This window comes from Ensifer sp. 1H6, assembly GCF_001976035.1.
GTDB lineage: Bacteria > Pseudomonadota > Alphaproteobacteria > Rhizobiales > Rhizobiaceae > Ensifer > Ensifer canadensis.
This window is the reverse complement of the sequence record NZ_MOAI01000028.1, coordinates 70,971-90,035: the sequence shown is the minus strand read 5'-3', so window position 1 is coordinate 90,035 and position 19,065 is coordinate 70,971. Positions and strand designations below refer to the sequence as shown.

Genomic DNA, 19,065 nt, shown 5'->3' with positions numbered 1-19,065 from the left:
GCAGATGCCTGTCGCGCGGAAGGAAGAGATTTAGCCGATCGGCGAAAATGCCGATCAATAACCAACCGAACCCAAGGAAAAGCCGCCAATCGAAGGCGTTTCGCCCCTTGTGTTCTTTCATTGGAGACGACAATGGACAGAACGACGACCGGCTGGATAAACGGCTTTCTGGGTGTGTTGATTTTCAGCGGCTCGCTGCCGGCCACACGCGCTGCCGTCATGGACTTCGACCCGGTGTTCCTGACGGTCGCGCGCGCGGCCATCGCCGGTGCACTTGCGCTCTGCCTGCTCCTTGTCTTTCGCCAACCCAAGCCGACACGTGCCGATCTCTTCTCGTTGGCGATCGTTGCCTTCGGCGTCGTACTCGGTTTTCCGCTGCTGACCGCGCTGGCGCTTGAGCATGTGACATCGGCCCATTCGATCGTCTTCGTCGGATTGTTGCCCTTGGCGACCGCAGTCTTCGGCGTGCTTCGCGGCGGCGAGCGACCGCATCCGGCCTTCTGGCTGTTTTCCTGCCTCGGCAGTGCACTGGTTGCCGGTTTCGCGCTCACGCAGGGCTTTTCGGCCTCGCCGGTCGGCGACCTCCTGATGCTTGCCGCAATCATCGTCTGCGGTCTTGGTTATGCCGAGGGAGCAAGCCTGTCGCGCAAGCTCGGCGGCTGGCAAGTGATCTGCTGGGCGCTGGTACTGTCGCTGCCGGTCATGATCGGTATCGGCCTCTTCACGAACCCGCCGTCCTTCGAGATGGTGAATGGCGCGGCCTGGACCGGGCTTGCCTATGTCTCGGTCTTCAGCATGCTGATCGGCTTCGTCTTCTGGTATCGCGGACTCGCGCTTGGCGGCGTCGCCGGCGTCGGACAGTTGCAGCTGCTTCAACCGTTCTTCGGCCTCACGCTTGCTGCAGCGCTTCTCCACGAGCCGGTTAGCTGGGCTATGCTGGCTGTCACCGGCGCCATCGTGCTGTGCGTAGCCGGCGCAAAGAAGTTCGCGAAGTAGACGGCAGGTGCGCGCAGCCTCCGTCAGAGATGATCGAGTTTGAGCCGTTTGCTGAGGAGGTCGATAAATGTCCGGACCTTTGCCGTCGGCACCCTGCCCTCGCGCCACAGCACGTGGATCGGAACGGGCGCAGGCTCGAACTCTTGAAGTACAATCTCGACCCGACCCTCGGCGATCAAGTGCTCGATCTGCCAGAGCGGAGAGTAGCCAAGACCGAGCCCCTCGCAGACGGCGGCATAGATTGCCGTCATGGCGTTTACCCGCAACGGGCCGGCTACTTTGACCTCACGCGGCTTGCCGTCGATCGAGAACATCCACGCGCCGGGCCGGTCGCCACCTGAACGAACGACACAATTGTGCTGCTTGAGTTCATTTGGATGCATCGGCCGGCCATGGTCGGCGAAATAGGACGGCGTGCCGAAAACCACACGGCGCAGCGCGCCCAATCGCTTTCCCATCAGACCGGAGTCAGCAAGGTCTCCAATCCGCACCACCATGTCGAGCCCGCCGTCTGCGAGGTCGACGAACGCATCGGAAAGGTCGAGTTCGACCTCGACCTTTCGATGTTTCCGCATGTACTCGGCGACGATCGGCATCAGGAAGCGCGGGGCAAACAGCGCTGGCGCGCCGATCCGCAGCACGCCTGAAGGCTCCATCCGTCGCTGTGCCGCCTCAAGCCTGGCTTCGCGGATTTCATCGACGGCAGGTTTGATCCGGCGATAGAAGATTTCGCCAGCCTCGCTCGGCGTCGAGCGGCGCGTCGTGCGGTGGATGAGTTCCACGCCAATATCGTCTTCAAGAGCGGCAAGCGCACGGCTGACGGTTTGCAACGGCCGCGCAAGACGGCTGGCCGCCGCCGTCAGGCTGCCGAGTTCCACCACGGCGACGAACACTTCCAGGTCTTCGATACGGCTCATTCCATTATCCCGCTTTTGTAGAGAATAAATCACATTTTTGGATGATTGTCCAAATTTTTGCCGAACGATAATCTGCGTTCACATTGAAGTGACGAGCACAGGAAGGCGAAATCGCATGACAGCGAGAGGCAAGAAAGCGACCGGAAATAGGATACTTGTCGTCGGGGCAACCGGCCGGTTTGCCGGGCTTGTCATGCCCGAACTGGTCCGCCGCGGCGCCGTCTTGCGCGCCCTGATCAGGGATCAGTCCAATATCGGCCTGGCGCAATCACTTGGCGCCCGACAGGTTGCGGTCGGCGACCTTAGAGATCGCGACAGCCTCGACATCGCACTGCAGGGCGTCGACGGCGTCTTTCATCTCGGACCGGCTTTCGCGCCGGACGAAACGGCGATGGGCATCGCGATGGTCGACGCGTCGGTCCGTGCGGGTGTGCGAAAATTCGTCTTCTCCTCGGTCATCCAGCCGACGAACACGCGTCTGAAGAACCATGCTGCCAAGATACCGGTCGAGGATGCGCTCTATTCGTCCAATCTCGAATACACCATCCTGCACCCGGCAAACTTCATGCAGAACATCCGCTCAGCCTGGCCGACCGTCGTCGAACAGGGCGTCTTTTCCGAACCCTTTCCGAAGACCGCGCGTGTGGCACGCGTCGACTATCGTGACGTCGCCGAGGTGGCGGCAATCGCGCTGACCGAGGACCGGCTCGCCTACGCCAGCCTCGAGCTCTGCGCCGATGGTCGCCACAACAGGGAAGAGATCGCCGAGATGATGGCAAAGGCGCTTGGCCGGCCGATCGCGGCCGGTGAGATCGGCTTCCACGAATGGGCCGCTCCGGCGCGGGCAAAATACACCGAGCACCAGCTAGGCCTGCTCGCCAAGGTTTATGAGCACTACGCAGCCGTCGGCCTTGGCGGCAACAGCCTGTCGCTCAGGGCCGCTCTTGGGCGGGAACCCCGGAGCCTGCAGTCCTTCATCGAAGAGCTGGCGGCCGGCGCCAATCCCCGCCTTCAGCCCCACGCCTGAACCTTGAAACCGGAGCATGACCCAAATGCCGAAGAAACTTCCTCCGCGCTATAACGCCGTCGCCATGCCACTGGTGCTGTCGGTGCTGATGTCCTGCCTCGTCTCGGCCGTCTCGACCACGGCCAATGCCGGCTTCAGAGCCGATCTGTTCTCCCTGTGGATGAAGGCCTGGGGCATTTCGTGGCTGGTGGCGTTTCCAAGCCTGCTGCTCGTGCTGCCACTGGTACGCCTCATCGTCGCGGCGATCGTGCAGGCACCGCAGGCCAGACGTTGAGTCTGGCTTGATAAACGGTCGAGCCGTGCACCGGCTTGGTAAAAGCCGTAAAATTCGGCCCCCAGTACAATACCAGTTTAACACCGGGCAAAAATATTGCATAAGGAGGCATCTCAAGCAGGTGTCTCCATGAGCGATCAGGCAACTCTCGATTTTCTGTTGCAGACCATGTCCGGCGAGAGCGGCGAGCCGCTCTACCGCCGGCTCGGCGAAGCGATCAAGGCGGCGATCGGCGCCTCCGTCATACGGCATGGTGCAGTCATTCCGAGCGAGCGGGACCTGAGCGAGGGTCTGGCGATATCGCGCGTGACAGTGAGAAAAGCCATTGAGGGCCTGGTCGCCGAAGGGCTATTGGATCGGCGCCAGGGCGCAAAGACCGTCGTCTCTTCGCGTGTCGAAAAATCGCTGGCGACGATGACAAGCTTTTCGGAGGATATGCGGTCGCGCGGGCTCGAACCCGGATGCGTCTGGATTTCGCGGGAGATCAGCCGCCCGTCGCCGGCAGAGATGATGGCGCTCGGCATTCCCGTCAGCGAAAAGATCGTTCGCCTGCGGCGGCTGCGCACCGCCGACAACACCCCGATTGCCATCGAGACCGCGGCACTCCCCGCCCGTTTCGTGCCGCAGCCTGAGGCGATCGGCGCCTCGCTCTACGAGTATCTGGCCGCCCATGGCGCCCTTCCCGTCCGGGCGCTGCAGCGCATGCAGGCAAAGCCGGCGAGCGAGGAAGAACGCCGCCTGCTCGCGACACCCGAAGGCACCAGCCTTTTGATCATGGAGCGCCGCTGCTTCCTCGCCGACGGCCAGATCGTCGAGTTTACCCAGACCAAATATCGCGGCGACGTCTACGACTTCGTCATCGAATTGATGCGATAATACCAGTTTAATTCCTGTTGCAATCTGGTCTTGCCCTGTTACCGTAATGGCCTGATCGGGTCGCAACGGTACGGGCTGACACAGCCTCAAAGCCATGATGCGGCCGAGTAGCAAATGCGTGCGGGGAGCGGCTGATATCGCCAAAGGTCGTTACCCGCGCCAGAGGAGCCGGCGTGACATTCGAGATCCAAAGCCTGAAGAACGGATTGATCGTTTCCTGCCAGCCGGTCAAAGGCGGCGTCATGGACAACGCGGCGATGGTCGTCGGCTTCGCCTTGGCGGCGCTTAATGGCGGTGCGGCGGCGCTCCGGATCGAATCTGCCGACTACGTCCGCGCCGTTCGCCAGGCGACCGACCGGCCGATCATCGGCCTCGTCAAGCGCGACCTGACGACCTCGCCTGTTCGCATCACGCCGCTGATCGAGGATGTAGACGCATTGGCCGCGGCGGGCGCGGATATCATCGCCTATGACGCCACGCAACGGACGCGCCCGGTCGAGACCAGGCGCCTGATCGAGCGCATCCAGGCAACAGGAAAGATCGCCATGGCCGATTGCTCTGTCAGCAGCGACGCGGCGCAGGCCTTGCGCGAAGGCGCCGAAATCGTCGGCTCGACACTCGCCGGCTACACCGGACCGGTGGAGCGACCGAACCGGACTTCGCGCTCATTGCCGCCATGCGCAGGCTCACACCCTTCGTCGTTGCGGAAGGCTGCGTCCGCACCCCGGAACAGGCGTCGCAAGCGCTGCGGGTCGGCGCCTTCACCGTCGTTGTCGGCTCCGCCATTACCCGGCCGGAACACGTGACCTCCTGGTTCCGCACAGCGCTCGACGAAACCCTGGCATCGAGCGGGGCATGAATGTGATGGCGCAGGCGCAGGCCACCCTCTCCATCGACCTTGGCGGCACGAAGATGCTGGCGGCGCTGGTGCGCGACCGGACCGTTCTCGAAACGCACAAGATGGCGACACCCCGCGGCGGCGATCCGGCCGAATGGCTGCAGGCTTTGTTCGACGCCATCGCCATGTGGAACGGTCGCTACGACAAGGTCGGCGTCGCCGTTACCGGCATCGTCGACGATGGCCATTGGTCGGCGATCAACCGCAACACGCTCGATATCCCCGATCGCTTCCCGCTGACCGACGTGGTCGCGGCACTTTCGGGCTCGCCCGTCCTTGCCGCCAACGACGCCCAGGCGGCGGCCTGGGGCGAGTTCAGCTTCGGCGCGGCCGGCGCGAGGACATGGTTTTCCTCACGGTTTCAACAGGCATTGGTGGCGGCATCGTCGTCAACGGCCGTCTGCTCGGGGGCCTTGCCGGGCACTTTGGCCAGTTCCGCCTTGATGAGGCGACGCACCATACGCTCGAAGACCAGGTTTCCGGCCATTGGATAGCCGGGGAGGCCAGCGTCCATCAAAAGGATGCCACCGCCCGCGAGGTCTTTGCAGCGGCCGACGCCGGGCAGGAGTGGGCGCGCCGGATCGTCGAGGCCTCGGCACGCCAAACGGCTTTGCTGTGCCGCAATATTCAACTCGCGCTCGATCCGAAGCGAATCGTCATCGGCGGCGGCATTGGGCTGGCGCCGGGCTACCTGACATCCATCGAGCGCGCGCTGGGCGACCTTCCGCCGCGCCTCAAGCCATCGATCCACGCCGCCGAACTCGGGGAGAACGCTGGCGTGGTCGGAATCGCAGATCTTGCAGAGCGTCAACAACAACTTTGAGGGAGAACCAAAGATGACACTTGCGACCATGAAACGAGGAGCGCTGCTCGCAGCCAGTATCGCCGGCCTTCTGGCAAGCCCGACACTGGCAGAAGTCACCGTGCTCGGCTGGCCCGGCGGCCCGGAGGAAGTGGCGCTGCGCGCCGCCGCTGACACCTACAACGCAAAGCCCGACGTTGCCGACAAGGACAAGGTCGAGCTGCTGTTCTTCAACCGTGAGGGCTTCTGGGACAAGCTGCAGGCCGACCTTGCCGCCGGCTCCAAGGCATTCGACCTCAACCTGCTCGCCACCTACTCGATCGGCCGCTACGCGCCGTTCATGGAGCCGGTCGTACTGTCTGAAGAGGCCAAGGCCGTCTATGGCGACTCGGTGCTTTCGACGATGCAGTATGAAGGCAAGCAGTACGGCGTGCCGACCGACCTGTCGCTGCATTTCATGTACTTCCGCAAGGACCTCATCGACGCCCTGATGAAGGACGATGCGGCAAAGGCGAAATATGCGGAGATCTCGGAGAAATACCTGGGCAAAAAGCTGGAGCCGAAGGCTCCGGACGAATGGACCTGGGACGACTATGCCGCAACGGCGCTTTACTTCACGCAAGCCGTCAATCCGGACAGCCCGACGCGCTACGGCACCGTGCTGCAGCTCAAGAACCTGCTGTTCAACATCATGATCTGGCAGTCGGTGCCGCGTGCCTACGGCGCCAACTGGATGGACGACAGCGGCAAGATCACCGTCAATTCCGACGCCTATCGCAAGGGCCTGGAAATCTACAAGCTGCTCTACGACAACGGCGCAACCCCGCGCGACTCGCTCTCCTACGAGTTTGCGGAAGCGAACGCGGCCTTTGCTTCCGGTCAGGTGGCGGCCATGCTGCAATGGAACGCCGCCGCCGGCGATCTGACCAGTAAGGAAAAGTCACCCACTGTGGCCGAGGTCACCGATACCGTAGCCCCTCCCGCCGGTCCGGAAGGGCGCTTCACCCATATCCACGGCCTCGGCTTCGGTCTCAACAAGAACGCCGAGAACAAGGAAGGGGCGGCCCTGTTCCTGAAATGGCTGTCTTCGAAAGAAGCGGCGCTGATCTATGCCAGGAACAACGGCGCACCGGCGTTGACACCCGAGGTGGTCGCCGAAGTCGCGGAAGCACGGCCGGATCTGGTCAAGCTCGGCGAATTCGCCGGCAAGTACGGTTACGTCATGAACGGCGGCACCTCGGCCAAGGCGCTGTCGGTCTATGAACTGCAGGCCAAGGAGTTCACCGGTTACTGGTCCGGCCAGCAATCGATCGACGATGCGCTCGCCAATACCGAAAAGGGCATGGCCGAACTGCTGAAATAAGCGAAAGCACCGGCGGCGGGTGACTGTCGCCGGTGCCCTTCGGCAAGACCGGTAGTTAAGGAGTGACAGGCGCCCGCCGGGAACTGTCTCTCCGTGAGCCGCCGACACCCTAAGACAGGTAGACACAGATCGGTCCGATGACGAAAGCCTCGCAACGCCCCCTTGTCCAGGAATTCAGGTTACTCGCCACGCCCGTGGTGCTGTTCCTCCTTGTCTTTCTCGGCTTTCCCGCGATCGTCAACCTGATCTATTCGGTCTCCGACGTCTCGTTCGAGACGTTGCGCCAGCCCGAATTGTCCGGCTTCAAGAATTTCGCCGCCGTGTGGAGCGATAGCGCCTTCTGGCAGGCAAGCTGGTTCTCGTTCCGCTTTGGTCTTCTGACGGCCGCACTCGAATGCACACTCGGGCTTTTCCTCGCCATATTCCTGTCGCCGCTGATCGAGCGGCGCAGCTGGCTGATGGCGATCCTGATGCTGCCGCTGATGGTAGCGCCGGCGCTGGTCGGCCTGATGTATCGGCTCGTCCTACACGAGTTCGTCGGCCCCGTGCCCTATTATCTCTGGACCTATTTCGGCGCGAGCCTGTCGTTTCTCGGCCCCGGCTCAGCCTTCTGGACGCTCGTGGTCGTCGAGACGCTGCAGTGGACGCCGTTCGCGCTGCTGCTGTTCTACATGGCCTACCAGGCGATCCCCTCCGAGATCGCCGAAGCTTCGGCCATGGACGGCGCCAAGAGTCATCATCGGCTCTGGTACATCGAATTGCCCTTGATGCTGCCGACGATCGTCGTGGCCTTGCTCATCCGTTTCATCGACGGCTTCCGCGTCTTCGACAACGTCTATGTCCTGACCGGCAGCGGCCCCGGCGGCTCGACGGCATCGCTGTCGATCTACATCTACGAGGCGTTCTTCAAGCAGGGTGCCATCGGCAAGGCGGTCGCCGCCTCGGTGATCCTGTTCGTCGTCTCCTTTGCCGTCCTCTACGGCCTCAATTTCATTGCCAGCCGGCGGAAGGGAGCGGCCCGATGATGACAGCACTTCGCTGGCTGGTATTTGCGATCGCCGCATTCGCCATGAACTTTCCGATCCTGGTGACCCTTTCGACCTCGTTCAAGAGCACCAGAGAGCTGTCGACCAATCCCGGCCTTTGGGTGCAGTCGCCAACGCTCGACAACTATCTCGCGGTCTTCCAGGTGACGGACCGGTTGAACATCTTCCTCTATCTGTTCAACAGCCTCTCGGTCGCCTTGATCGGCACGTTGCTGGCGGTGGCGCTCGCCCTTCCCGCGGCTTACGCGATTGCCCGCGGCCGGCTCGGCGAGCGGACGCTGCTGCCGTTCATCGTCAACCTGCGCGCCGTTCCGCTCATCATCTTCGCGATCCCGCTCTATATGATGTTCCAGTGGCTGGCGCTGCTCGACACCCGTCTCGGCCTCGGGCTGATCCTGACCATCGTCAACCTGCCGCTGGCGCTCGTTATCCTCGTCAACGCCATCCGTGACCTGCCGGCCGAGCTCGACGAGGCCGCGCTCATGGATGGCGCCAGCCGGACGCAGATCCTCTTCAAGGTGATCGCCCCTGTCTGCCGCCCTGCCATCGTCACCAGCCTGATCTTCGGCTTCATCACCGCCTGGAACGAGTTCCTGTTCGGCCTGATGCTGACGACGTCCAAGGCCGTACCAATCACCGTCGGCGCCTCGTTCTTCTTCGCCGCCAGCGGCGGCGGCGTGCAATGGGGCGTGGCGTCTGCCGTGATGATCGTCGGCGCGCTTCCCCCGGTCCTGCTCGGCCTCATCATGTATCGCCAGATCAGCGGCTCGATGACAGCAGGCGCGGTCAAGGGCTGACCTTTATTTCGGAGACAACCATGGCTACGATTTCACTTAAAAAGGCCGGCAAGCAATACGGCAACCTGGAGATCATCCGCGAACTCGACCTCGACATCGCCGACGGCGAATTCGTCGTCATCGTCGGCCCTTCCGGCTGCGGTAAGTCCACACTGCTGCGCATGATCGCCGGGCTGGAGGAGACCACCTCCGGCCAGCTCTTCATCGACGGCCGCGACGTGACTGCGGCCTCCCCGGTCGAGCGCAAGCTCGCTATGGTGTTCCAGTCCTACGCGCTCTACCCGCACATGACGGTCCGCCGCAACATGGGGTTCGGCCTCAAGCTGGCAAAGCTGCCCACTGGGCGGATCAAGGCCAAGGTCGAGGCGGCCGCCGAGACCTTGAAGCTCACCCACCTGCTCGAGCGTTACCCGAAGGAATTGTCCGGCGGCCAGCGCCAGCGCGTCGCGATCGGCCGAGCGATCGTTCGCGAACCCGTCGGTTTCCTCTTCGACGAGCCGCTCTCCAATCTCGATGCGGCGCTACGCGTCGACATGCGGCTCGAAATCGCCAAGCTGCACCGCACCCTCGGCGCGACGATGATCTACGTCACCCACGATCAGGTGGAGGCGATGACACTTGCCGACAGGATCGTGGTGATGAAGGACGGACGCATCATGCAGCAGGGCAGCCCGCAGGCGCTCTACCAGACGCCCGCCAATCTGTTTGTCGCCCAGTTCATCGGCAGTCCGAAGATGAACCTTCTGGCCTGCCAGCCCGGCGCTAGCGGGCTCGACCTATCCGGCGAAGGCAGCATTCAGCTGCGAGTATCCGGCGCTGCAGCGCCAGCGCATCTGGGCGCCCGGCCCGAACATCTGTCTCTGGTTTCGCCCGAAAGCGGCCATTGCCGGGGCACCGTCGAGGTCAGCGAATATCTTGGCGGCAACACCAGCGTCTTCGTGCGCGCCGGCAAACTCGGGTTGATCAACGTCAGCGCCCCCGCCGATACGCCCTATCGCATCGGCGAGACCGTGGGCATCAGTATTGATGCGGCGAGATCGTCGCTGTTCGACGAGGCAGGAGCAGCAATCGCAGCGAACTGATAAGGCTCGCTGCGCGCCCTATCTTACGCGCCCCAGGTCGTTTCCAGCACCCGGATCCAGTTGCCGTGGCAAACCTTGGCGAGCGTCGCCTCGTCGTAACCTCGCTTGCGGAGCACGTCGACCAGTTGCTGCAGGTCGGCCGCGTCGCGCATCGCCGCGGGGATCGTGGTGCCGTCAAAGTCGGAGCCGAGCGCGACATGATCGATGCCGATGCGGTTGGCGATGTAGTCGATGTGATCGGCCAAAAGCTCGAGGCTGGTGTCCGGGTTCTTGATGCCATCAGACCGCAAGAACAACACGCCGAAATTGATGCCGGCAAGGCCGCTGGTATCCTTGATGGCGTCGAGTTGGCGATCCGTGAGGTTGCGGCTGTGCGGGCAAAGCGCATGCACGTTGGAATGCGAGGCGACCAGCGGCGCATTGGACAGAGCGGCAATGTCCCAGAATCCCTGCTCGTTCATGTGCGACAGGTCGACCATGACCCTGAGCTCGTTGCACGCCCGGATCAGATCCTTGCCGCTTTCCGTCAGGCCGGGACCGATATCCGGCGACGACGGGAAACGGAACGGCACACCATAGGCAAAGATGTTCGGCCGGCTCCAGACAGGCCCGAGCGTGCGCAGGCCGGCGGCGTGCAGCACGTAAAGCGCATCGAGATCGGCGGCGAAGGCTTCGACACCTTCGACGTGGAGCACCGAGGCGAACACACCGTCGGCGATGGCCTGGCGGATATCGGCTGCCGACCGGCAGATCTTCAGACGGCCGCTCGCTCGCCGCTCAAGCCGCATGAGCAGGCTTGCCATGCCGAGCGTGCTCTTCAGCGCATCCTGCTGATCCGGCGTTGCGAAATCGCCATTGGCATCCTTCTGCATGCTGGGCGACGCGACATAGACAGCGCAAAGACCACCGGCGAGCCCACCTTTTTCCGCCTTGACGAGATCGATATGACCGCTGCCGCCGCCGTCAACGAAGCGGGCCTCGGCGTCTGCCTGCTGCGAGTGCCACAAGCGGGACAACACATCGTTATGTCCATCGAAGACCGGAATTTTCGCCTGTGTTGCCAATTGGGGACCGCCTTTCAACTTGTTTGCCGCCCACGGCGGCCGACTGCGCACGACTCAAACTGGCCGTCGCGCGCGAACATAATCATCTGACAGCCCTAGGGGAAAGCCGTCCATCGGCGCAAATGCAAACCATGCATAGGCCCTGCCGAAATCGGAATTGGTAGCACCAAGCCATGTTGTGCTTAATCCGGCCACTAACAAGGGAACACGGTTGGCGGTGAGGTGAACTGCGAAAACCTCACGACGGCCGTTCGCATGACGTTAAGTCCGAGAAGGGGATATTTCCGATGATTTCCAGACGCAACCTGTTGATCGGCGGCGCTGCCGTGCCGTTTCTGTCCTATGTCAGCCTGGTTCCGGCCTTCGCCGAAACGCCGAAGGACATTCTGGTTGTCGCTCAGCAGCTCGACAACATGACCAGCCTCGATCCGCATGAGAGCTTCGAGGCAGTCGGCAGCGAAATCTGCGGCAATATCTACCAGAAGCTCGTTCATCCCAACCTTGATGATGCCAACAAGGTCGACCCGATCCTGGCTGAATCCTGGGAAACCGATGCCGACAGCAAGGGGTTCACCTTCAAGCTTCGCGCAGGCGCAACCTTTGCCAGCGGCGCGCCGGTTACGTCAGAAGATGCGGCCTTCTCGCTGCAGCGCGCCATCAAGATGAACAAAGGCCCGGCCTTCATCATCGCCCAGTTCGGCTTCACGCCGGAGAATGTCGAAGAGCGCATCGTCGCCGTCGATGCTTCGACCCTACGCCTGACGCTCGAGGAGCCGGCATCGCTCTCCTTCCTGCTCTACTGCCTCTCGGCCAATGTCGGCAGCATCGTCGAGAAGAAGGCCGCGCTCGAAAACGAAGTCGACGGCGACCTCGGCAACGCCTGGCTGCAGAAGAACACCGCCGGTTCGGGCGAGTTCGCGCTGCAGTCCTGGAAGCCGAGCGAGAGCGTCGCGCTGACGGTCAATCCGAACGGCCCCTACAAGGGCAATATCAAGCGCATCATCCTACGCCACGTTGCCGACCCGTCGTCGCAGCTGCTGATGCTGCAGAAGGGCGACGCCGACATCGCCCGCAACCTCAGCTCCGAACAGTTGCGCACCCTGCAGGGCGACGAGAACTACGCGCTGGTTCGCAAGGGCGTCGCCTCGCTCGTGCTGATCTCGCTCAACCAGAAGCAGGCAAACCTCGCAAAGCCTGAGGTCTGGCAGGCGATCAAGCACGCACTTGACTACAAGGGCATGCAGGAAAACATCGTGCCCCTCACCCACAAGATCCACCAGAGCTTCCTGCCCGAGGGCTATCCGGGCGTCGTCAACGATACGCCGTTTACGAAGGATGTGGCCAGGGCCAAGGCGCTGATGGCCGAGGCGGGCCTCGAAGGCGGTTTCGACATCGTGATGGATCATTATTCGGCACAGCCCTATCCGGATCTGGCGCAGGCGATCCAGGCAAACCTTGCCGAAATCGGCATCCGCGTGCAGCTCCAGGCGGCCGAGAACCGCCAGGTGCTGACCAAGATGCGCGCCCGTGAGCACCAGATGGCGCTCTCGGCCTGGGGATCGGACTACTTCGACCCGCACGCCAATGCCGACGTCTTCAACATCAACCCCGACAATTCGGATGATGCCAAGTCGCGCCCCTTCCTGTGGCGCTCATCCTGGCAGGACGCCGAGATGGCAAAGAAGGCCGAGGCCGCCCGCGACGAGCAGGATCCGGCAAAGCGCATCGCGCTCTACGAGGAGCTGCAGCGCGCCCATATGGAGCACAGCCCCTTCATCTTCATGCTGCAGACGACGACCACGGCCGCCTGCCGCAAGTCTGTTGCCGGCATCCGGCTCGGCACGCTGTCGGACTCCCATTCCTATGCAGAGGCGTCCAAGGCTTGAACAAGCGTATCCGAAGCTTTTCCGCCACGTTGAGCAGCGTCTTCCTGACGCTGCTCGGCCTGACGATCGTCACCTTCATGATCGGCCGCGTCATGCCCGTCGACCCGGTGATTGCCGCGGTCGGCGACAACGCCTCCGAGGCGGTGATCACCCGCGCGCGCATCGAAATGGGGCTCGACCAGCCGCTGATCGTGCAGTTCTTCCGTTATCTCTGGCAATTGCTGCACGGTGATCTCGGCATGTCGATCCTGACACGCAACCCGGTTGCGACCGATATCGCCCGGTTCTTCCCGGCTACGCTGGAGCTGGCGACGGCGGCGCTGCTGCTGTCGGCGGCAATCGGCATTCCGCTCGGCGTCTGGGCGGCCGTCCGGCAGGGCAAGTTCGTCGATCAGGCGATCCGCGTCGTCTGCCTCGCCGGTCATTCCGTTCCGGTGTTCATGCTGTCGCTGATCTCGCTGTTGATCTTCTACGCGACGCTTGGCGTGGCACCGGGACCCGGCCGCCAGGACGTGATCTTCGACGGCATGATCGATCCGGTCACCGGCCTGTTGACGATCGATACACTGATCGCCGGCGACTGGGATGCTTTCCGTGACGCCGTGGCGCACATGGCGCAGCCGGTCTGCATTCTCGCCTATTTCAGCATGGCCTACATCACCCGCATGACCCGAGCCTTCATGGTCGATGCGCTGAAGGGCGAGTTCGTCATCACCGCGCGCGCCAAGGGTCTCTCCGCATCGACCGTCATCTGGAGCCACGCCTTCCCGACGGTAGCCGTGCAACTGGTGACAGTCTTGGCGCTGACCTATGCCGGACTTCTCGAAGGCGCCGTCGTTACCGAAACCGTGTTCAGCTGGCCGGGCCTCGGCCAATACCTGACGGTGTCGCTGATGAACGCCGACATGAACCCCGTGGTCGGAGCGACCCTTTTGATCGGCCTCATCTATGTCGGCCTCAACCTCATCGCCGACCTTCTCTATCGTGTACTGGATCCCCGCGTCCGATGATGCTTACGACCTTTCGAAACTGGGCGCTGGATGAAACGCCCGCCTCCCGCACCCAGGCCTCCTGGGGTCATCGCTATCGAATCTGGCTGAAGCTCAGGTCCAACCCGCTGGCGATGATCGGGCTGACGATCATCCTCGTCTTTTCGCTGCTTGCCGTGTTTGCGCCGGTACTGGCGCCGCACGATCCGGCGATCCAGAACCTGGCCAACCGGCTTGCCGCCCCAAGTGCTGCCCATTGGCTCGGCACCGACGAACTCGGCCGCGACATCTTCTCGCGCATCCTCTTCGGCGGTCGCGTGACGCTCGGCATGGTGGTTTCCGTGGTCGTTCTGGTGGCGCCGATCGGGCTCGCTGTCGGCTGCATTGCCGGTTATTTCGGCGGCATCGTCGATACGGTGCTGATGCGGGTCACCGACGTGTTTCTCGCCTTCCCGAGGCTCATTCTCGCGCTTGCCTTCGTCGCGGCGCTGAAGCCGGGCGTCGAAAGCGCCATCCTCGCCATCGCGCTCACAGCCTGGCCGCCCTATGCGCGTCTCGCCCGCGCCGAAACCATGACCGTGCGCCGCAGCGATTTCATCGCCGCCTGCCGGCTGACCGGTGCATCGCCATGGCGCATCATCATGCGCCATGCAGCGCCGCTCTGCGTGCCGAGCCTGATCGTGCGCATCACGCTCGACATGAGCTCGATCATCATCACCGCTGCAAGCCTCGGCTTCCTCGGCATGGGCGCGCAGCCGCCGTCACCGGAGTGGGGCGCGATGATTGCCACCGCCAAGCGATTCATCTTCGACCAGTGGTGGGTCGCCACCGTTCCCGGCATCGCGATCTTCCTCGTGTCGCTCGCCTTCAACTTTCTCGGCGACGGATTGCGCGACGTGCTCGATCCGAAGGGGGACTGAGACCATGCTGGTTGATATCAAGAACCTCCGCATCGCCTTCGAGAACCGCTCCTCGCGCTTCGAGGCGGTGCGCGGCATCTCGCTTTCACTCGGCGCAGAGAAACTCGGCATCGTCGGCGAGAGCGGCTCGGGCAAGAGCCTGACGGCACGGGCGCTGATGAAGCTGCTGCCCTCCAATGCCGCCATATCAGCCGACCGGCTCTCCTTCGACGGCATCGATTTGCTCTCTGCCTCGGAAAAGCAGATGCGCCAGATCCGTGGCAAGCGGGCGGGCTTCATCCTGCAGGATCCGAAATATTCGCTCAACCCGGTGATGAACATCGGCCGACAGGTGGCGGAAGCCTGGCGTGCCCACAAGGGCGGCAGCAAGAGGCAAGCGCTCGAGGCGGCGATCCATCTCCTCGACCAGGTTAAAATCCGCAATCCGCGCGAAGTCGCCGCCGCCTACCCGCACGAAGTCTCGGGCGGCATGGGCCAGCGGGTGATGATCGCGATGATGCTGGCACCCGATCCGGAGCTGCTGATTGCCGACGAACCGACGAGCGCGCTCGATGCGACCGTGCAGGCAGAAATCCTGCGGCTGATCGAGGAGCTGGTGTCGGAGCGCAACATGGGCCTCATTCTCATCAGCCACGACCTGCCGCTCGTGTCGCATTTCTGCGACCGCGTCGCGGTGATGTATTCCGGCCGCGTGATGGAAGAGCTGAAGGCGTCCGAGCTGCTGAACGCCCGCCACCCCTATACCAAGGGGCTTCTCAACTGCATGCCTTCCCTCACGCATCCCAGGGACCGGTTGCCTGTTCTCAACCGCGATGCATCGTGGCTCACCGCATGATCGACGTTGAAAATCTCCGCATAAGATTCGGCGACCGCGAAGTCGTCAAAGGTGTCTCGTTTTCGGTGAAGAAGGGCGACAGCTTCGGCATCGTCGGCGAAAGTGGCTCGGGCAAATCCACGATCCTCAGGGCGATGGCCGGGCTCAATGAAAGCTGGGCCGGTCGCATCGCCTTTGGCGGTGAAGCGGCGGCACTGAAGCGCCCACCCGCCTTCTTCCGCCGGGTGCAGATGGTGTTCCAGGATCCTTATGGCTCGCTGCATCCACGCCAGACAATCGATCGCATTCTCAGCGAATTGCCGCTCGTGCACGGCATGGACAATATCGACAAGCGGATCGTTCAGGCGCTGTCCGACGTGGCGCTGCCGCAGGCGGCCCGCTTCCGGTTTCCGCACCAGCTGTCCGGCGGCCAGCGTCAGCGGGTGGCGATCGCCCGGGCGCTGATTGCCGATCCGCAGGTGTTGCTGCTCGACGAGCCGACGAGTGCGCTCGACGTTTCGGTGCAGGCTGAGATCCTCAACCTATTGTCCGATCTTCGCGAAGCGCGAAATCTCACCTACATTCTCGTCAGCCACAACCTGGCGGTGATCGCCCACCTCTGCGGTCAGGTCGGCGTCATGCTGAACGGCGAAATGGTGGAGCAACTGAGCGCGCAGGACCTTCGAGCGGGCAAGACACACCATGCCCATACGACGGAGTTGCGTATGCTGAGCGTCGGGCTGGAAGAACCGGCCTGACTTCGCCCCTTGGTGACAACTAGGACAATGGAAGAAAACATGCCGGCACATTTCGATTGGCACGCCGCATCCGCCACAGCCGAAGGATTCGCCAAGCAGTGGGCGGAGAACGAACCGGGCGGCGCCATCGTCGGTTTCGACGATAGCGGCATCCGCTTTTCGCATGCGCGCGGCGTCGAAAGCCTGGCAACGTTTGCGCCATTCTCGGCCGAAAGCGTCGTTCGCTATGCCTCGGTCACCAAGCATTTCTTCTGTGCCATGGTGCTTGGCCATGACGACATCATCAAGCTCGACGACCGGCTTGGGCACCATCTGCCCGAACTCGTCTCGCCGCTTGCCGACGTGACGGTCGGCCAGGCGCTGGATATGAGCGGCGGCCTGCCGGATACGCGCGAATGCCTGTCCCTGCTCGGCCTCTCCGTCTACACGGACACACAGGCCGCACCGCTTCTGGCGTTTCTGGCGCGTCTGCGGCGGCTGAATTTCGATGCCGGCAGCGAGGTCTCCTACTCCAACACCGGTTATCGCCTCGTCGAGGCCGCGCTGGAGCGCAAGGGCTTTGCCTTCGACGACTTCATCCAGAACGACGTTGCCGGACCGCTCGGCGTCACCTTCAAGGCGCCCGACGTCTGGAACGATCCGGTCGCGAGCCTGGTGCCTGGTTATTGGCACTCTGGCGAGCGCTGGCAGCTTTCCGCCGCCGGCCTGCATATCTCCGCTTCCGGCAGCCTGACAGGAAGCGCCAATGCGCTCACTGCCTGGTTGCAGGCATTGATGGGCGGGCACGGTCGTTACGAAGGTTTGCTGGAAAGGTTGCAGACGACCCGTTTCCTGGCGGACGGACGGCCGAGCGGCTACAGCCTTGGCCTGCGCTCGTCGACGCTCGGTGAACGTAGCTTCGTCGGCCACGGCGGCTCACACCCCGGCTACAAGACTTACTTCCTGCTCGACCCCGAAAGCCGCTCGGGCTTCGTCGTCGTCTCCAACCGTGAGGACACCAACGGCAACAAGATCGCGCTCGAAAGCATGGCGGCGCTGACCCGCTTGCCGCTGCCAACACCGGCAGCCGGCATTCCCGACGGCCTCTATATCACCGAACAAGGTCCCTGGTGGCTGGAGATCAAGGGCAGCGTCTGCACCTATCTCGATGCCGACGACACGCTTTACGACGACGGCGACGGGTGGGTTTCCTCGCGCTCGGCCTCGTCGCCGATGCGGCTGCGGCTGGAGGGATCGGCGCTTGTCGGCGAGGCGGGCCATGCGGCGCGGCGGTTCCTGCCCGTCGCCGGCCAGCACGTTGTGCCGGCGTCTCTCTCCGGAGCGTGGCAGTCCCCTGAAGGGGCAGAGTTCGAGATCCGCGACGGGGCGGTGGTTATGGGTGTTGGCCCGGTGCGCAACGTCATGCCGCTGACGGCGCTCGGCAACGGTCGCTTCCTGTTCACGCTGCATGACGGCCCCTGGACGAAGCGTGTCTGCCTGCATGCCCTCGACGATAACCGGGTGGAACTGGTGCTCAACCGCGCGCGGATGATGGAATACCGCCGTCGGCCCTGATTTTTCTTGAAGCCTGTCGAACTGTGCCTAAAAGGGGTCAGGTTCCCGCTGCAAGGCGGGAAATGACGTTCTTCAGGAGTGCATGCGTTGGAAATCAAGTGGCTCGAAGACTTTCTGGCACTGGCGAGCACGCTCAATTTCTCGAAGGCGGCCGACGAACGGCACGTCACCCAATCCGCCTTCAGCCGCCGGATCAAGCAGCTCGAAGCCTGGGTCGGCGCGAGCCTTGTCGACCGCGCCACCTACCCCTCTCGGTTGACCGAGGCGGGCCTGAAATTCGTTCCGGTGGCGCAGGAGACCCTTCAGCACCTCTATCAATCCAGGCGCAACCTGCAGAAGGAAGAGGGCTCGGACGCCAAGACGATCAAGGTGACCGCGCTCCACACGCTCTCCTTCACCTTCTTTCCCGACTGGATGAACCGCATCAACAGGAAGGCCGGCCCGGTCTTCTCGCGGCTTCGCCCTGACTCCGGCAGCATGGAGGAGAACCTCAACTCACTGGTCGATGGCTCGTGCGACTTCCTCCTGACCTATGCCCACACCCAGGTGCCGCTGCTCCTGGACCCGCAGGCGTTCGAACACCGCTTGCTCGGCCATGAAAAGATCATCCCGGTTTCGGCGCCTATCGAAACCGGAGCGGCCGCGCACCTGCTGGAGGGCGGTGCAAAGCCCTTCCCTCATATCAGCTACGAGAAGTCGTCATTCTTCGGGCAATTGCTGGGAGAGCTGGTCGGCGCCGACTGCCGCCCTTTCAGCGCGTGCATGAGGGCAGCATGTCCGTCGGCCTGAAAGCGATGGCGCAGGCCGGCTGGGGCATTGCCTGGGTGCCGGAAAGCCTGATGACCGCAGAGCTTTCGTCCGGCACGCTGGTGCGCGCCGCCGATCCCCGTTGGGATATCAGCGTCGAAATCCGGCTCTATCGCGCCAAGGACAACCGGCGCCCCGTCGTCGGCCGTATCTGGCAGTCGCAAGAAGCGGCTGCCCTTTGAGGAAGGTATGAAG

The 19,065-nt window shown here is 63.0% G+C and carries 17 protein-coding genes and 3 pseudogenes; 18 read left to right on the top strand and 2 right to left on the bottom strand.

The features are described from left to right. Positions 1-132: 132 nt before the first annotated feature. Positions 133-996 (top strand): DMT family transporter, encoded by an 864-nt coding sequence (locus BKP54_RS26850; RefSeq protein ID WP_025428409.1) that lies wholly within the window; start codon positions 133-135, stop codon positions 994-996. 23 nt (positions 997-1,019) lie between these two features. On the opposite strand, the gene BKP54_RS26845 is transcribed toward BKP54_RS26850, so the two are convergent. Continuing rightward, a complete protein-coding gene (locus BKP54_RS26845) occupies positions 1,020-1,913 on the bottom strand; it encodes a LysR family transcriptional regulator (protein ID WP_025428408.1) in 894 nt (297 codons plus the stop codon). Positions 1,914-2,028: 115 nt separating this feature from the next. On the opposite strand from BKP54_RS26845, the gene BKP54_RS26840 reads away from it, so the two are divergent. The 10 genes and pseudogenes from BKP54_RS26840 (at position 2,029) to BKP54_RS26800 (ending at position 10,078) form a co-directional block, all read left to right on the top strand. After that, positions 2,029-2,940, top strand: coding sequence for an NmrA/HSCARG family protein (locus BKP54_RS26840; protein WP_025428407.1), 912 nt, complete (start codon positions 2,029-2,031; stop codon positions 2,938-2,940). Positions 2,941-2,965: 25 nt separating this feature from the next. After that, positions 2,966-3,214: a DUF2798 domain-containing protein gene (locus BKP54_RS26835; RefSeq protein WP_198956878.1), complete on the top strand. Its 249-nt coding sequence runs from the start codon at positions 2,966-2,968 to the stop codon at positions 3,212-3,214. A 129-nt stretch (positions 3,215-3,343) separates the two neighbouring features. After that, on the top strand, positions 3,344-4,090 hold the full coding sequence (locus BKP54_RS26830) for a GntR family transcriptional regulator (RefSeq protein WP_025428406.1): 747 nt from the start codon (positions 3,344-3,346) through the stop codon (positions 4,088-4,090). A 242-nt stretch (positions 4,091-4,332) separates the two neighbouring features. After that, a pseudogene (locus tag BKP54_RS37385) lies at positions 4,333-4,683 on the top strand (N-acetylmannosamine-6-phosphate 2-epimerase); the annotation flags it as partial. Between the two features lie 83 nt (positions 4,684-4,766). Further along, complete coding sequence (locus BKP54_RS37380; protein WP_348626765.1) at positions 4,767-4,949, top strand: hypothetical protein; 183 nt, start codon at positions 4,767-4,769, stop codon at positions 4,947-4,949. After that, positions 4,946-5,811, top strand: a pseudogene (locus BKP54_RS37375) (ROK family protein). Before BKP54_RS37380 ends, BKP54_RS37375 begins: the two are co-directional and overlap by 4 nt. A 28-nt stretch (positions 5,812-5,839) precedes the next feature. Next, positions 5,840-7,153 carry an extracellular solute-binding protein gene (locus BKP54_RS26815; protein WP_025428405.1) on the top strand — a complete coding sequence of 438 codons (1,314 nt, stop codon included), beginning with the start codon at positions 5,840-5,842 and terminating at the stop codon, positions 7,151-7,153. Positions 7,154-7,290: 137 nt separating this feature from the next. After that, complete coding sequence (locus BKP54_RS26810; RefSeq protein WP_025428404.1) at positions 7,291-8,178, top strand: sugar ABC transporter permease; 888 nt, start codon at positions 7,291-7,293, stop codon at positions 8,176-8,178. Continuing rightward, the gene (locus BKP54_RS26805) at positions 8,175-8,996 is read left to right on the top strand and encodes a carbohydrate ABC transporter permease (protein ID WP_025428403.1); all 822 of its coding nucleotides are present in this window, start codon (positions 8,175-8,177) and stop codon (positions 8,994-8,996) included. Before BKP54_RS26810 ends, BKP54_RS26805 begins: the two co-directional genes overlap by 4 nt. A gap of 20 nt (positions 8,997-9,016) precedes the next feature. Next, on the top strand, positions 9,017-10,078 hold the full coding sequence (locus tag BKP54_RS26800) for an ABC transporter ATP-binding protein (RefSeq protein WP_025428402.1): 1,062 nt from the start codon (positions 9,017-9,019) through the stop codon (positions 10,076-10,078). 23 nt (positions 10,079-10,101) lie between these two features. On the opposite strand, the gene BKP54_RS26795 is transcribed toward BKP54_RS26800, so the two are convergent. Continuing rightward, positions 10,102-11,142: a dipeptidase gene (locus BKP54_RS26795; protein ID WP_025428401.1), complete on the bottom strand. Its 1,041-nt coding sequence runs from the start codon at positions 11,140-11,142 to the stop codon at positions 10,102-10,104. A gap of 287 nt (positions 11,143-11,429) precedes the next feature. Here BKP54_RS26795 and BKP54_RS26790 point away from each other — a divergent pair, with 287 nt between their 5' ends. The 7 genes and pseudogenes from BKP54_RS26790 to BKP54_RS26760 all read left to right on the top strand — a co-directional run bounded on the left by BKP54_RS26790 (position 11,430) and on the right by BKP54_RS26760 (position 19,052). Beyond that, on the top strand, positions 11,430-13,028 hold the full coding sequence (locus tag BKP54_RS26790) for an ABC transporter substrate-binding protein (protein WP_025428400.1): 1,599 nt from the start codon (positions 11,430-11,432) through the stop codon (positions 13,026-13,028). Continuing rightward, positions 13,025-14,038, top strand: coding sequence for an ABC transporter permease (locus BKP54_RS26785; protein ID WP_025428399.1), 1,014 nt, complete (start codon positions 13,025-13,027; stop codon positions 14,036-14,038). The genes BKP54_RS26790 and BKP54_RS26785 overlap by 4 nt, the downstream gene beginning before the upstream one ends. Further along, positions 14,035-14,937 carry a nickel transporter permease gene (nikC, locus tag BKP54_RS26780; protein WP_025428398.1) on the top strand — a complete coding sequence of 301 codons (903 nt, stop codon included), beginning with the start codon at positions 14,035-14,037 and terminating at the stop codon, positions 14,935-14,937. The genes BKP54_RS26785 and nikC overlap by 4 nt, the downstream gene beginning before the upstream one ends. A 4-nt stretch (positions 14,938-14,941) precedes the next feature. Then, the gene (locus BKP54_RS26775; RefSeq protein WP_025428397.1) at positions 14,942-15,772 is read left to right on the top strand and encodes an ABC transporter ATP-binding protein; all 831 of its coding nucleotides are present in this window, start codon (positions 14,942-14,944) and stop codon (positions 15,770-15,772) included. Next, entirely contained in the window at positions 15,769-16,509 is a 741-nt protein-coding gene (locus BKP54_RS26770; protein WP_025428396.1) for an ABC transporter ATP-binding protein, read from the top strand. Before BKP54_RS26775 ends, BKP54_RS26770 begins: the two co-directional genes overlap by 4 nt. A 39-nt stretch (positions 16,510-16,548) precedes the next feature. Then, positions 16,549-18,063 (top strand): serine hydrolase domain-containing protein, encoded by a 1,515-nt coding sequence (locus BKP54_RS26765; RefSeq protein WP_084815193.1) that lies wholly within the window; start codon positions 16,549-16,551, stop codon positions 18,061-18,063. 87 nt (positions 18,064-18,150) lie between these two features. Beyond that, positions 18,151-19,052: pseudogene (locus BKP54_RS26760) on the top strand (LysR substrate-binding domain-containing protein). Positions 19,053-19,065 lie beyond the last annotated feature (13 nt).